General features: G+C 66.5%; 12 protein-coding genes. 4 read left to right on the top strand and 8 right to left on the bottom strand.

Annotation, left to right across the window (positions count from 1 at the left end; all coding sequences use genetic code 11):
• Window positions 1-82: 82 nt before the first annotated feature.
• Together HYH08_RS09925 and HYH08_RS09920 are read left to right on the top strand one after the other, a co-directional pair.
• Window positions 83-2452 (top strand): TonB-dependent receptor, encoded by a 2370-nt coding sequence (locus tag HYH08_RS09925; RefSeq protein ID WP_220009588.1) that lies wholly within the window; start codon window positions 83-85, stop codon window positions 2450-2452.
• 12 nt (window positions 2453-2464) lie between these two features.
• Window positions 2465-3904 carry a PepSY domain-containing protein gene (locus HYH08_RS09920; protein ID WP_220009587.1) on the top strand — a complete coding sequence of 480 codons (1440 nt, stop codon included), beginning with the start codon at window positions 2465-2467 and terminating at the stop codon, window positions 3902-3904.
• Between the two features lie 98 nt (window positions 3905-4002).
• Here HYH08_RS09920 and HYH08_RS09915 read toward each other — a convergent pair whose 3' ends face one another.
• Window positions 4003-5370, bottom strand: a complete 1368-nt coding sequence (locus HYH08_RS09915) for an amidase (protein WP_220009586.1) — start codon at window positions 5368-5370, stop codon at window positions 4003-4005.
• Entirely contained in the window at window positions 5367-6560 is a 1194-nt protein-coding gene (locus tag HYH08_RS09910; RefSeq protein ID WP_220009585.1) for an MFS transporter, read from the bottom strand. Before HYH08_RS09910 ends, HYH08_RS09915 begins: the two co-directional genes overlap by 4 nt.
• 26 nt (window positions 6561-6586) lie before the next feature.
• Here HYH08_RS09910 and HYH08_RS09905 point away from each other — a divergent pair, with 26 nt between their 5' ends.
• A complete protein-coding gene (locus HYH08_RS09905) occupies window positions 6587-6922 on the top strand; it encodes a hydroxyisourate hydrolase (protein WP_220009811.1) in 336 nt (111 codons plus the stop codon).
• Between the two features lie 214 nt (window positions 6923-7136).
• Here the strand turns inward: HYH08_RS09905 and HYH08_RS09900 are convergent, their stop codons facing one another.
• Genes HYH08_RS09900 through HYH08_RS09885 form a run of 4 tightly spaced genes read right to left on the bottom strand, consistent with a single transcriptional unit; the run spans window position 7137 to window position 11006 of the window.
• Complete coding sequence (locus HYH08_RS09900; protein ID WP_220009584.1) at window positions 7137-7952, bottom strand: ABC transporter permease; 816 nt, start codon at window positions 7950-7952, stop codon at window positions 7137-7139.
• Window positions 7952-8815 (bottom strand): ABC transporter permease, encoded by an 864-nt coding sequence (locus tag HYH08_RS09895; protein WP_220009583.1) that lies wholly within the window; start codon window positions 8813-8815, stop codon window positions 7952-7954. Before HYH08_RS09895 ends, HYH08_RS09900 begins: the two co-directional genes overlap by 1 nt.
• A gap of 19 nt (window positions 8816-8834) precedes the next feature.
• Window positions 8835-9881 (bottom strand): ABC transporter substrate-binding protein, encoded by a 1047-nt coding sequence (locus HYH08_RS09890; RefSeq protein WP_220009582.1) that lies wholly within the window; start codon window positions 9879-9881, stop codon window positions 8835-8837.
• Between the two features lie 30 nt (window positions 9882-9911).
• A complete protein-coding gene (locus HYH08_RS09885) occupies window positions 9912-11006 on the bottom strand; it encodes an ABC transporter ATP-binding protein (protein ID WP_220009581.1) in 1095 nt (364 codons plus the stop codon).
• 88 nt (window positions 11007-11094) lie between these two features.
• Between HYH08_RS09885 and HYH08_RS09880 the strand changes: the two genes are divergently transcribed.
• A complete protein-coding gene (locus HYH08_RS09880) occupies window positions 11095-12486 on the top strand; it encodes an amidase (protein WP_220009580.1) in 1392 nt (463 codons plus the stop codon).
• On the opposite strand, the gene HYH08_RS09875 is transcribed toward HYH08_RS09880, so the two are convergent.
• Both HYH08_RS09875 and HYH08_RS09870 read right to left on the bottom strand, forming a co-directional pair.
• Entirely contained in the window at window positions 12483-13232 is a 750-nt protein-coding gene (locus tag HYH08_RS09875) for an aspartate/glutamate racemase family protein (RefSeq protein ID WP_220009579.1), read from the bottom strand. The two genes, HYH08_RS09880 and HYH08_RS09875, sit on opposite strands and share 4 nt — an antisense overlap.
• Window positions 13233-13235: 3 nt before the next feature.
• Entirely contained in the window at window positions 13236-13943 is a 708-nt protein-coding gene (locus tag HYH08_RS09870; protein WP_502787674.1) for a GntR family transcriptional regulator, read from the bottom strand.
• Between the last annotated feature and the right edge of the window lie 108 nt (window positions 13944-14051).

Here is a 14051-nt window from a genome sequence, read left to right as displayed (position 1 = left end):
GGCTTCATGCAGGGCTGACAAGCCCGGGATGAGACCTCGTTCGCTGTGACGTGCCACTGACGTCATACCGAGGTCTAAACCCGTGTTGTCCATTCGTATTGCACGCTCGCGCGGATTCCTGCTCGCATCCGCCGCGCTCACGTCCCTTGCCGCGCTCGATCTGCCTGCTGCATTGGCGCAGCAAACCCAAGAACCTCTCCCGCGGGTCGAGGTCTCGCCCGCTCAATCCCGCAAGCAGGCCAAGCCCGCCGGCCGGGAAGGCCAGAGCGTGCGCCGCGCGTCATCGCGCAGGTCTGCTGGTGCAGCGGCGGCGCCAAAGCCGGCGGGCCCGGGCGCAGCAGGGCAGGGATACGCGCAGACGCCGCTCAACAGCAATGCGGTCGCGGAAAGCGCCTCGCGGCTCGGCTTGACGGTGCGGGAGACGCCGGCAACCGTCGAGGTGATCTCGGCCGAGACCATGCGCGAGCAGGGCTATCGCACCGTGTCCGAAGTTGCGCAGGGCGCGGTCGGCGTCACCTCCGGCGACGCACCGGGGGAGCCGGCGGGCTTCTCGATGCGCGGCTTCACCAACAGCCAGATCAACACGCTCTACAACGGCATCAAGATCGGCCCGCAGAACATGACCTCGCGGATCATGGACACTGCCAATCTGGAGGCCGTCGAAATCCTGAAAGGCCCGGCCTCGCTGATGTCGGGTGAGGGCGCCGCCGGCGGCGCCATCAACTTCGTCACCAAGCAGCCGCACACGGGGGCGATCCGGAACGAGGCGGATTTCTCGTATGACTCGCTGAATTCGTTCCGGACGCATTACGGCTCCGGCGGCAGCACTAACGTGCAGGGGCTCGACTATCGCTTCGACGTCAGCCGCTCCTCGCTCAACGGTTTTGTGGACGACACCAACACCAAGACGCTCGATGTGTCGGGCCAGCTCAACTACCGCATCTCCGAGAGCCTCAAGGTCTGGGGCGCGATCGAGTACCGCGAGGATCGCGGCAAGGCCTATTGGGGCGCGCCGCTGGTGCCGGTCGCCTTCAGCGGCTCGCATGCGACGAGCGGCATCGTCTCCGGCAATTACGTCTCGAACTACAACGGCACCAATCTCGGCGCGGTCACCATCGACGACCGCTCCTTCAATACCAATTACAACGTTCTCGACAATCGCAATGTCGCCCAGGAAGTCTGGCTGCGCGGCGGCTTCGAGCTGAAGCTCGCGCCCGACTTGACGCTCAAGAGCCAGGCTTATGGCTATGGCGCGGAACGGAGCTGGTTCAACAACGAGGTCGAGGCGTTCAACGCGGGAACGAACCTGGTCGATCGCGAGCGCTTCTATGTCGCGCATAGCCAGCGGCTCGTCGGCAACATCACCGACCTGATCTGGGACACGAACATCGCAGGCTTCGACAACCGGATGGTGACGACGCTGTCGTCGAGCTATCTCGATTTCGTCAGGCCGGGCGCCGCCAACTTCCCCGGCGATTCCGTGTCGCTGGTCGATCCCATACGGGGCACTTACGGCCTGCTCACGACACAGCAGCAGACCGCGCGCATCGACAATGAAGCACTCTCGTTCGAGGACCGGCTGAAGCTGACGAGGACCTTCGCGCTGATCGGTGGCCTGCGCGTCGAGCATATCGGGCTCGATCGTAACTCGACTGATAAGAACGGGCTGGAGAAGACGGGCTTTCCGTACACGAAAGATTGGGCACCCGTGACCGGCCGTATCGGCTACACTTGGGAAGCGGTGCCCGGCCTGACCTTCTTCAGCCAGTATGCGACCGGCGTCGACGTCTCGGCCAACAACATCTTCCTGCTCGGGCCGACCCAGCCGCTCGACCTGACGACCGCGCGCACCTATGAGACCGGCGTCAAGCACCTGTTCTGGGACAACCGGGCGGAGTGGTCGTTCTCCGCCTACGACATCCTGCGCAAGAACGTCTATGCTGCCGCCGGCGGCATGCAGCTCAACATCGCGGGGCGGCAGGGGTCGAAGGGCGTCGAGCTTGCGGCGTCGGTGCGGCCGATCGAGCCGCTGCGGCTGTGGGGCAACATCGCCTATGTCGATGCGCGCTATGCCGACTTCGATTTTGTCGGCGGCTCGTTCTCCGGCAACACGCCGCCGAACGTGCCGCGGATCGTCGCCAATGCCGGCGCGGCCTACCGGTTCTTCACGCCGTGGCCGGTCGAGCTCGGCATCACCGGCCGCCATGTCGGCGATCGCTACAATACCGACGCCAACGTCGTGACCATGAAGGCATACACCGTCGCCGACGTCTATGCCTTCGTCGACATCCCCAAGACGGTGTTCAATGCGGTCGAGCAAGCGCGGCTGACGTTTCGCGTGCGCAACATCGCCGACAAGCGCTACGCGATCTGGGCCGATCCGTTCTATCCCGACCAGATCCTGCTCGGCGCGCCCCGCACCTACGAGCTCTCGGCCGCGTTCAAATGGTAGGACGCTGACCACATGATGGGCGCGTTCGTCCTCTCGCATCGCTGGCTCGGGATCGCGTTCTGCCTGCTGTTCGCGATGTGGTTCGCGAGCGGGATCGTGATGCACTTCGTTCCGTTTCCGTCGTTGACGGAGGCGGAGCGATTTGCAGGGCTGGTGCCGCTGCAGGACGGACAGGGTGGGATCGCGGTTGCCGATGCGGTGGCGGCAAGCGGCATCGCGGATGCAACGCGCGTGCGCCTGATCCAGCGGAGCGATGGACCGGTGTACGTCATGTCGGGACCGACGCGGCTCCAGGCTGTCAGCGCCTTGGACGGGCAGGGAGCACCCGTTTCGTCGCCCGAGGTCGCGCTTGCCATCGCGCGGGGTCATGCGCAGCAGCGCGGGCTCGATGCCGCGCATGCGGCTGTCGTCGCACACGCGGACTACGATCAGTGGAGCGTGCCGAACGGCTTTGACCGCCACCGGCCGTTGTTTCGCGTCGCGCTCGGCGATGCCGCTGGAACGGAGGTCTATGTCTCGTCGCACACCGGCGAAGTCGTGCTCGACACGACGCGGAGCGAACGTACGTGGAATCTCGCCGGCAGCATTTTGCACTGGATCTACCCGACGGTTCTCAGGAGCAATTGGGCGCTGTGGGACGGCGTGGTCTGGACGCTGTCGTTGCTGGCTCTGATCGCGGCGGTGCTGGGTGCGGCGCTCGGGATGACCAGGCTGAGGCTCCGCGGGCGGACGATCTCGTCGCCCTACCGCGGCTGGCACGCGCTGCATCACATCATCGGTCTCATCGCGACGACGTTCGTGCTGACCTGGATTTTCAGCGGCTGGCTCTCGATGGATCACGGCCGGCTGTTTTCGCGCGGGCAGCTGACCGCGGCCGAGGCGGCGGTGACGAACTCCTTGCCGGACTGGACGAGGGCGGCCTCGATCGATCAGAGGCCGGTATCGTCCTCGGCCCGTGAAGTCGAATGGATCGGCTTCAACGGCAAAGTCTATCGACGCGAACGCATAGGTCTCGACAAGCAGGTTCTGGTCGGGCCGGATGAACGAGACACCGCCGTACTTAGCGCGCAGGAGGTCGAGCGTCAGGTGACGCGCCTTGCGCCCGGCTGCGGCGCGACGTCCGTCGTTGCTGGCGATGACGATTATCCCGCGTCATCCGCCGTCCCGGGGGCGCCTGTCTATCGTTCCCGTTGCGGCGATCTCTGGTTCGATGTCGATGGAGCGGATGGCAGCGTGGTGCAGCGGCTCGATGCTTCGCGGCGGGCTTATCGCTGGGCCTATGGCGCGCTGCACACGCTGGACTTTCCGATCCTGGTTGCGCATCCGCGTTGGCGCGCTGTGCTGATCGTGGGTCTCTGCATGCTCGGGCTGGTGTTCTCGGTCACCGGCATCGTGATCGGCTGGCGGCGGTTGAGGCTGTCTTTCGCCGGCCCGATCGAACAAAAAGTTTGAAAACAACCCCATGCACAGTAGCCGGGATAACGGAATCAACGGCTTACACAAAAAATGGCGCGACTTGACACGTCGGGCAAAACAGGGGCATACTGCTACTATTCCGAAATCGCCATTTCGATCGCCCGGGCCGCGCGTAGCAGGGTGCGATCCTGGCCGCGCCGGGCGATGATCTGGAGGCCGAAGGGAAGGCCGCGTCCATCACGCCCGCAGGGAATCGAGATCGCCGGCAGGCGCGCGTGATTGACGAAGGGCGTGAACACCGCGTGCGCGCGCGGACTCGCGGCGCGGCCGCCGATCATGTCGGGACCGAGCTGGGTCAAGGGCCAGGCGACGCAGGGGACCGTCGGGGTCAGCAGCAGGTCGGTTTCGGTGAAGAAGGAAGCGAAGGCATTGGCGATCGCAGTGCTTGCCACCAGGGCGCCCGCCACATCGGCGCCCGACCAGGCGAGGCCCCGTTCGATCTGCCTGGCGATGTCGGGGTCGAAGACAGCAGGGTCCTTGCGGAAAGTGTCTCCGTAGAGCGCGGCGAGGCCGGCATGCTGGAGCGGCATGATGGCGTCTTCGGTCGCGCCCGCCGGCCAGACGGGATCGCGGTGGGCGATCGGCAGGCCCGCGGCGGCAAGCCGCTGCACGGCGGAGGCGAGCCCGTTCGCGACGACATCGTCGACGGCGACGTCGAGCCCGAGGCGCGGCGAGAACGCGATGTGCAAGTCCGCGATGTCGCCGGCCTCTTGCGCAATGACGGCGGAATCGGGATCGCGCGGATCGGCACCGGCCATGGCTTCGAACGCCAGCGCGATATCGGCGACATCGGCCGCGATCGGCGCGATGACGGAGAGGCCGAAGAACGGCTCGGCGAAACCGGGTCCATAGGGGATTGCGCCATAGGACGGTTTGAAGCCGGCGACGCCGACATGGGCCGGAGGCCTGCGACTGGAGCCGCCGGCATCGGTGCCGATCGCGAGCGGCACGAGCCCGGCGGCGACGGCGACCGCGGGGCCGCCCGATGAGCCGCCGGGCGTCAGCGTGGGATCGAGCGGATGGTGTGTGGGCCCATACAGTTGCGAGTTGGTGACGCCCTTGCTGGCGAACTCGGATGTCGCGCCGATGCCGACGACGACTGCGCCCGCCTTGCGCAGCCGTTCGATCGCAATCGCATCGCGCGGCGCGATGAAATCGGCGAACAGGCGCGAGCCCTGCGTGATGCGCCAGCCGCCGGCCCAGATGTTGTCCTTGACGATAATGGGGACGCCGGCAAGCAACATCGTCTCGCCGCTGCGCAGGCGTTCGTCGACCGCGGCGGCATCGGCCAGTGTGCGGGCAGGATCGATCGTGACGACCGCGTTCAGCGTCTTGGCTGCCTCGATGCGCGCAAGCGCCGCCTTGGCGGTCTCGACCGCGCTGGTCCGCCCGGCTGTGACGTCGGCTGCAATCGCGCGCGCGCTATTGACGGGGTTTGTCATCTCCTTTTGTCCTGGCCTCCCCAGATCAGCGCCAATGTGCCGCAGAGGGCAAGGCATGCCAGGGCGAAGAACGCCGCGCCGAGGCCGGCGGCACCATCGAGGATCGACACCAGCACCGGTGCGGCCAGCAGGCCCATATAGGATGCCGTCAGCACCGCACCTGTGGTCTCGCCGATCCGGTCCTGCGGGGCGAGGCGGGCGATCTCGGCGATGAAGACGCCGTTCCAGCCCGACGCTGTCAGGCCGAACAGCCCGGCAACAGCGAACTGCGTGGAGCGGCCGAGCGATGCGCCATCGAGTCCCAGGAGCGCCGCGCAGAAGGCCATGCCGAGGCCGATGACGATGAGCACCGCGCGCGAGGCATCGAGGCGCATCGCGACATAGCCCCAGCCGAGCCGGCCGACGAGGCCGCCTCCTTGCGCGCAGGCGAGCGCCATGCCGGCTTCGATATGGCTGAGGCCGAGCTCGCGCGTCCCGAGCGTGACGAAGACGGTGTTGAGCGAGACCTGCATGGCGCTGAACGGTGTCGAGGCCAGCGCCAGCATCGCGATCTGCCGGTCCGCGGTCATCAGCGCCAGTCGCGCGCGCAGATCGAGTTTTGGCGGCGGAGCGACCTTGCCGGCATAGGCGGGGCGCAACCATTCGAACAGTGCGATCCCCAGCAGCGCACAGGCGCCGACGGCGGCATAGCACCAGGCCGGTCCAAACGCGATCGCGATCGCGGGCAGCGCCAGCGACCCCAGCACCGCGCCGATCTGGTTGCCGGTCTGGCGCACCGAGAACACGAAGGTACGCCGCTCAGGCGTGACGAGCCGCGCCAGCAGCGCCGCGCTCGCGGGCGTCTCCGGTCCCTGGGCGAGCCCGAGGCAAAGCCCTGCGGCGAGCAGGGCCGCGGTCGAGCCGAAGGAGGCCAGTGCCATGCCGACGACGATGGCCGCCGCGCACAGGCTGGCGATCCTGAGCGAGCCGAGCCGCGCGATGAGGCCGCCGCCCCAGAACGAGGCGGGGATGCCGACCGTGAACACCGCGCAGGAGAACACCGAGAGCTGCCAGACCTCGAGATGGGCGCGCGGCGCCACCACGCCCGGCGCGAACAAAGCGAGCGCGACCAAGGCCTGAAGCGAGGTCATCGCCGCCAGCGCCGGCAGCAGCGCGGGCGCTGGCCGGACCGCCGCGTTTGCGTCTAACATGGCGCCACGCTCACGGGAGGAACATGGTGGCAGGCGGTATTTCCATCCACGCGGTCGATGTGGCGAGCGGACGGCCGGCACAAGGCTTGCGCGTCGAGATCTGGCGGATCGATCCGGAGTCCCTGCGTATCGCCGACGGGCGGCTCGGCGCCAACGGCATGCTCGATCATCCCGTCGCGCAAGGCGCGGATGTAACGGCGGGCGAGTACGAGGTGCTGTTTCATCTCGGCGAGTTCTTTGGCGAGCGCGACGGCTTCCTGACCGTGACCCCGTTCCGCTTTCGTATCACAGATGTCAACGAGCATTTTCATCTGCCGCTGAAATTCACGCGCTGGGGCTATGCGCTGTTTCGGGGGGCGTAGGGCGTCAAGGGTTTGGTTCGATCGGCGGCCCAGTGGGCACCTCTCCCCAGCGGGGAGAGGTCGGATTGCGGAGCAATCCGGGTGAGGGGCCGCGGCAGTCAGTGACACCGTAACCCCTCACCCGGATCGCATCTTTCGATGCGATCCGACCTCTCCCTACGGGAGAGGTGTCGGAATTCCTGGCTCGCATCGTTCGACCAAATCTCATCCGCCTTCAATTGGTCAGCCGCCGCGACAGGCCGGTGACGCGCTCCATCACCGCAACCAGCGCGACGGTTGCGATGATCAGCACGCCGGACAGCGCGGCGATGGTGACGTCGAGCTTGCCCTCGAGGTCCTGCCACATCCGGATCGGCAGCATGTCGGTGGCGGCATCGCGCAGGAACAGCGAGACCGGCACGTTGTCGAACGACGACATGAAGGCGATGAAGGCGCCGGCGATGATGCCGGGCCGGATCAGCGGCAGCACGATGCGCCGGAAGGTGTAGAGGCGGCTGGCGCCCAGCACCGCCGAGCTCTCCAGCAGGGTCGGCTCCAGTTGGGCGAGCGCCGCGACCGTGTTGCGGACGACATAGGGCACGCACACGACCGTGTGGCCGATCACCAGCGTCAGCGGTGAGACCGGCAGGCCGACCAGCGAGAACAGCATCAGGGCGGCAAGGCCGAAGGCCAGTGCGGGCAGAACGAGCGGCGACATGAAGAGTGAATCGAGCAGCCGCGCCGACAGCGTCGGCGAGCGCGCGATCGCCAGGGCCGCCGCGACGCCGAGCACGACGGAGAGGCCGGTCGCCCATAGGGCCACGATCAGGCTGTTCTTGGCGGCAAAGTGCAGCTGCCAGGCATTCCACAGCTCCGCGTACCAGCGCAGGGAATAGCCTGGCGGCGGGAAGCGCAGCGAAAAACCGCTGGTGAAGGAGACGATCAAGACCACCAGCGAGGGCGCGATGATGATAACAAGCGCGATCACCGCGATCACGGTCATCACGAGCTCGAAGCTGAACGATTCCAGGGTGCGCTTGCGGCCGGCCATCAGGCGCCTCCATAACCGCGCGAGAGGCGGCCAAGCGTGGTGAAGACGGAGACGACTGCGAGCACGGCGAGCAGGAAGATGATCGAGATCGCCGATGCAAACGGCCAGTTCTGCAAGGTCGAGGCCTGCTGGTAGAGGTACATCGGCATGAACAGCATCTGCCCGCCGCCGATCAGCGATTGCGTGATGAAGGCGGTGATGGCGGCGGCATAGGTCAGCGTGCAGCCGGCGATGATTCCGGGCAGCGACAGCGGCAGCACGACGCGGAAGAAGGTGCGCCAGCTTCCGGCGCCGAGCGAGCAGGAGGCATCGTCGAGATTGGGATCGATGCGGCCGAGCGCGGTGATCAGCGGCAGGGTCATCAAGGGCATCTGCACCTGCGCCAGCGCGATCACCACGCCGAACTGGGTGTAGAGTAGCTTCAGCGGCGTGTCGATCATCCCGAGCGATTGCAGCGTCGCATTGATGATGCCCTGGCGTCCGAGGATGACGATCCAGGCGAAGGTGCGCACGACGACGCTGGTCAAAAGCGGCAGCAGCACGATCAGGATGATGACGGTCTGAAGCTTTGGTCCGACCCGCTGGTAGAGCCAGGCGATGGGGAAGCCGAGCACGAGGCAGACGGCGGTCACCTCCGCACCCAGGAGCAATGTCGAGCCGAGCACGCTGAGGCTGAAGGGATCGGTGAGGAAATGCAGGTACTGGCCGAGCCCCCAATGGAGCCCGGCCGTGTCGTTGTGCAGCGAAAGCCAGAGCAGTTGCAGCAGCGGCGCGACGAAGAAGACCAGGAAGAACAGCGCCAGCGGCACTGCCAATCCCATCCCGTAGGAAGTCACGTCGCGTGATGCCGGTGCTGCGCCCATCGCGAGGCCCCTCGAAGTGCTAGATCTTGATCTCGCGGTTGAAACGCTCGATCCAGGCCGAGCGCTGCTCGTTGATCTTCTTCCAGTCCTGGAACACGAATTTCTGCTTCAGCTCGGCGGTGTCCTTGGCGAGCACGCGTGCGATCTCGCCGCCCATGGTGACCTTGGAATTGGTCGGCACGATCAGGTAGGGCGGGTTCATCAGCGTGGTCTGGACCTCCGGCGTCAGCGCCGCCTCGATCAGCTTGAAGGCGAGCTCGCGGTTCGGCGAGTTCTTGACGATATGGATCGTGGTCTTGAAGGCGATCGCGCCTTCCTTCGGCGCCACGAATTCGACCGGCACGCCTCGGGCTTTGAGGATCTGGATGGCGTTGAAATTGCCGGGCGAGATGTCGATCTGGCCCTGCTGGAACAGGGTGGCGAGCGCGCCGGGATTGGCGGCGACGGCGGCAAGATTGGGCTTCAGCTCCTCCAGCGCCTTGAAGCCGGGATCGACATTGGCTTCGGAGCCACCGCGCATTTTCGCGATCTCGACCAGCCAGCCGGTGCCGAGCGTCGAGTTGAGATTGGTGATGCCGACGCGGCCCTTGAACTCCGGCTTCCACAGATCGGCCCAGGAGGTCGGCGGTGTCTTGATGGCCTCAGGATTGTAGGTGAGGCCGACGACCTGGAAGAACGGGGCCGGGCCCGTCGGCTCCTGCGCCTCGCTGATCAGGTCCTTGTAATAGGCGCTCTTCTCGACCGGATAGGGCTCGACCAGGTCCTGGCCGATCGCGACGAGGGCGGGACCGGGATCGTGCAGCATGACGTCGATCGGCGGATTGGCTTTGGCGGCATTGACCTTCGCGATCTGGTCGACCGAGAGCATGGGGTCGAGCACGATCGCAGCGTCGGCGTTGGCCTTCCGGAACGCCGGCACCAGCACGGCTTTGTGCGCTTCCTCCCAGCTGCCGGTGAAGGTCGCGAACACCAGCGGACGGGCCTGGGCGTAGCTGAGCCCCGGAAACGCCTTCATGGCGCCGAGTGTCAGTGCGGTCGTCATCAGGCTTCGGCGGTTCATGATCATGGTCGAACTCCCTCTGGACAAAAACTGGAATTAAAGCGTTGCAGGAAAAGCGTTGGCGAGCGCCGGGGCAAGCGGGGCGAGGCGCACCGCGGCGCCGCTTTCGAGCGCGCGGGTCTCGCCGATGCGCGCCTGGGAGACCTTGACGCCAAAACCGTCGGCGGTGGTGACCTCGTGAACGACGGTGGCACCCAGCGGCAGCGACATGCCGACCACGCCGGCAAAACCGCTCTCGTCGCCGACGAATTGCAGATGTTCGGGCCGGATACAGACGGTGACGCGGCCGCCTTCGGTGAGCGTACCTGCCGCAGGCCGTGCAATGATCTCGGCGCCGGCATCGAGCCGCACTTTGGCCGCGCTGCGATCAGCGGAGATCACGACGCCGGGCATGCGGTTGCTGGAGCCGACAAAGGTGTTGACGAACAGCGTCTGCGGCCGGTCGTAGATGTCGGAGGGCGTTCCGAACTGCTCGAGCTTGCCGTGGCTGAGTACGGCGACACGGTCGGCCATCGACAGCGCCTCTTCCTGGTCGTGCGTCACGATCAGCGTGGTGATGCCGGAGACACGCTGCAGCCGCTTGATCTCGATCTGCATGTCGAGCCGCAGATTCTTGTCGAGCGCGGCGAACGGCTCGTCGAGCAGCAGGATTGACGGCTTGATCGCGAGCGCGCGGGCGAGCGCCACGCGCTGCTGCTGACCGCCCGAGAGCTGACGCGGCAGCCGCTCCGACATCGTCGGCAGTTGCACCAGCTCCAGCAGGCGCTGGGCCTCGCGCTGGCGCGTTGCCTTGTCGACGCCGCGGGCGGCGAGGCCGTAGCCGACGTTCTCGCTGATGGAGAGATGCGGAAACAGCGCGTAGTTCTGGAACACGATGCCGACGGCGCGCTTGTTCGGCGGCAGTGCGTCGACGATGTCGTCGCCGATGATGATGCGCCCCTGCGACTGTGCGATGAAGCCGGCGATGATCCGCAAGAGCGTGGTCTTGCCGCAGCCGGAGGGCCCGAGCAGCGCGATGATCTCGCCGCCCTTGATGTCGAGATTGATGTTCTCGACCGCGAGCGCGCCGCTCGGATAGCGGTGGGTGACGGCGTCGACGACGAGCGATCGTCCGCCTTGCGCTTCAGCCATGGTGTTGCCTCCCGTTACCCCCGAGGAGAAAGCAAGTCTCGTGCCCGCCGCGCTCGCCTTTCGATGCGAGGTTTGGCATGATGGCGCGATGATACCGGATCCATCGGTTTGCGACCTTGCGGCCACAACCCTCGCGCGCGCCATTGCCTGTGGCGAGTTGTCCTCGCGCGAGGTCGTCGAGGCACATCTGGAACGGATTGCGCACCGCGACGTGCAATTGGCGGCGTTCGTGACCGTCGATGCCGAGGGCGCCCGCCGCGCCGCGGAGGTCTGCGATGCCGCGCCCGCTCCGATGGGGCCGCTGCACGGCGTACCGGTCGCTATCAAGGACCTCACCGACACCGCGGGGCTTGCGACCACCTATGGTTCGGCGCTGTTTCGCGATCACGTTCCGGCCGAGGACGATCTCGTGGTGGCGCGGCTGCGCCGTGCCGGCGCGATCATCCTGGGCAAGACCAACACACCGGAATTCGGCTTCGGTGCGGTCTGCACCAACAAATTGTGCGGGCCGACGCGCAATCCGTACGATCCCGCGCTGACCTCCGGCGGATCGTCCGGCGGCTCCGCCGTCGCGGTCGCGGCCGGGATGGTGCCGTTGGCTCATGGCACCGATTTTGGCGGCTCGGTGCGTACGCCGGCCAGCTTTTGCGATTTGGCTTCGATCCGGCCGACGCCCGGCCGCATCCCGTCGCCGCGCCGTCCGCTCGGCTGGGACATGCTGGCCACGCACGGCTTTCTCGCTCGCAGTGTCGATGATCTCGAATTGGCGCTGTCGGTCTGCGGGGGAGGCGACGCGAAGGATCCGCTCGCGGCTGGCATCATCAATGACGATCGGCCGGTTGCGGCACGTCCTCGGATTGCAGTCACGCCTGATTTCGGCGTCGCGCCGGTGTCGCGCAAGGTGCGTGCGCGTTTTGCCAGCGCGTGCGAGGCGCTTGCGGGTGTTGGCGATCTGGTGCCATCTTCGCCCGACTGCGGTGGCGCGAGCGAGACGTTTCGGACGCTGCGCGCTGCGCACATCGCAAACAGTTATGGTGAACTGCTCCGGACGCGCCGCGATGAGCTTACGCCCACCGTGATCTGGAACATCGAGGCGGGCGCGAAGCTGTCCGCCGAGGACTATCTCAACGCCGAGCGCCGCCGCACCGTGATCTATCGCAGCTTTCGCGAGCTGTTCACGCGCACGGATTTCCTGGTCGCGCCGGCGGCGTCCGTGTTGCCCTGGCCGAACGAGATCAGCGATGTCATGGCCATTGACGGCACGGCACTGGAGACACCGATCGACTATCTCGCCGTCACCTTCATCGTCTCGCTGGTCGGTTTCCCCGTCCTGACCTTGCCGGCGCGGCGAGGGGAGAACGAGCTGCCCTTCGGCATCCAGATCATCGCGCCGCCAGGGTGCGAATCCCGTTTGTTTGCCTTCGGCCGTTTGATCGAGAACGAATTGGGATTTTCGCATCGCCAGCCAAAGCTCCCCTAGCTGTCGCGATGCTCGAGCCGGGCGGCGAGCGCGCCGGCAAGGCCGATGGTGGGTTTTGCGGCCGGGCGGCGGAACGTGCCAGCCGTCGCCTTGCGCAGGCGCAGCGCGACCAGCGCTTCGGCCTGCTTCACGGCGGCGACGACCTGATCGACGACGGGAACGGGGATGCGATCGGCGACGCGCGCGGCAAGGCCGGACAGCGGCGCCCCGGCAAAGATCAGGACATCGGCCTCGTCCTCGACGATCGCGCGCTGGGCGAGATCGACGAGCAGGTCTTCCTTCTCGGTGCCCACGTCCGAAATTGCCTTGAACGGCGTGTCGAGCATGCGGACGCCGGCGCAGCGTTCCCGCAAGCCATGGTCGCGGACGCACTCCTCGTACCAGGGGCCGAGCGCCTGCGCGAAGGTGACGATGGCAAAGCGGCGCCCGGCCATGCACGCGGTCAGCATCGCCGCCTCCGCCATGCCGACCACGGGAATATCAAAGGTCTCGCGTGCGGCGAACAGGCCGGGATCGCCGAAAGCGGCGATGATCGCGGCATCGACCTTCTTGTGCTGCTCGGCCAGCATCTCCAGCGCGATGGCGCCGCCGATCTGCGCTTCGGTACGCGTCGAGATATAGGGCACGCCGCGCGCGGCGGTGCAGGGGACGATCTCGGTACCGAAGGCGGCAGCGCGCTGCCCGACGCCCGTCATCAGGTCGGTGACTTCAGTGCTGGTGTTGGGGTTGAGCAGCAGCAGCTTCATGGTTCAGGCCGCCGTCAACTTGGGCTTGGGAGCGAGAGTCTCGAGCAATGCGGTGCCGGTCTGGCGGACATGGGCGCCGAGCAGGCGGCCGGCCGCTTCGCTGTCGCGCGCTTCGAGAGCTGCGAGGATATCGGCATGCTCGTTCACCGAATTGCTCCAGCGCTTGTCTGCGCCGAGCGCCAGATAACGCGCGCGTTCGGCGCGCGAGATCAGCGTCTCGTGCGCCTCGCGCAGCGGCGTGTTGCGGGCCATACGGACGATGGTGTTGTGGATCTCGCCGTTGATGGCGAAATAGTCGTCGAGCTTGCCGTTGCGATGGTGACCTTCCATCCGGGTCTGCAGCGTGCGCAGGCGGGCAAGATCGCGCTCGGTGGCGCGCTCCGCGGCAAGCTCTGCCGCCAGCCGCTCGATGCCGGCGAGGGCCTCGAACAATTCGGTGATGCCGTCGATCGCGATGTCGGCGATGCGCGGGCTGCGGTTGGGGCGGAGCTCGATCAAGCCTTCGGCGGCGAGCACCTTCATTGCCTCGCGCAGCGGCGTGCGCGACACGCCGAGCTCCTTCGACAGCTTGGTCTCCTGCGTCTGCGATCCCGGCGGCAGCTCGCCGCGAATGATCATCGTCCGCATCCGCGCAGCAGCGCGCTCATGCAAGCCCATCCGCTTGAGTTTGGGCGACTTTCGTCCCTTCGGCGCTTCCGGTTTTGGCTGCACGCGTGCCTCGTTTCTCACCGTGATCTTAGTCGTTTCCAGCCCTTTGGCTTGCCCAAAATACCGACGCATCTCGCTGAAAACAATGGCATACCGCGCAAATTGTATGCA

The sequence above is a fragment of the Bradyrhizobium sp. BR 10289 genome, from assembly GCF_019455385.1.
Taxonomy (GTDB): Bacteria; Pseudomonadota; Alphaproteobacteria; order Rhizobiales; family Xanthobacteraceae; genus Bradyrhizobium.
Note: the sequence above shows the minus strand (reverse complement) of the source record. Positions and strands in the feature narration are given on the sequence as shown.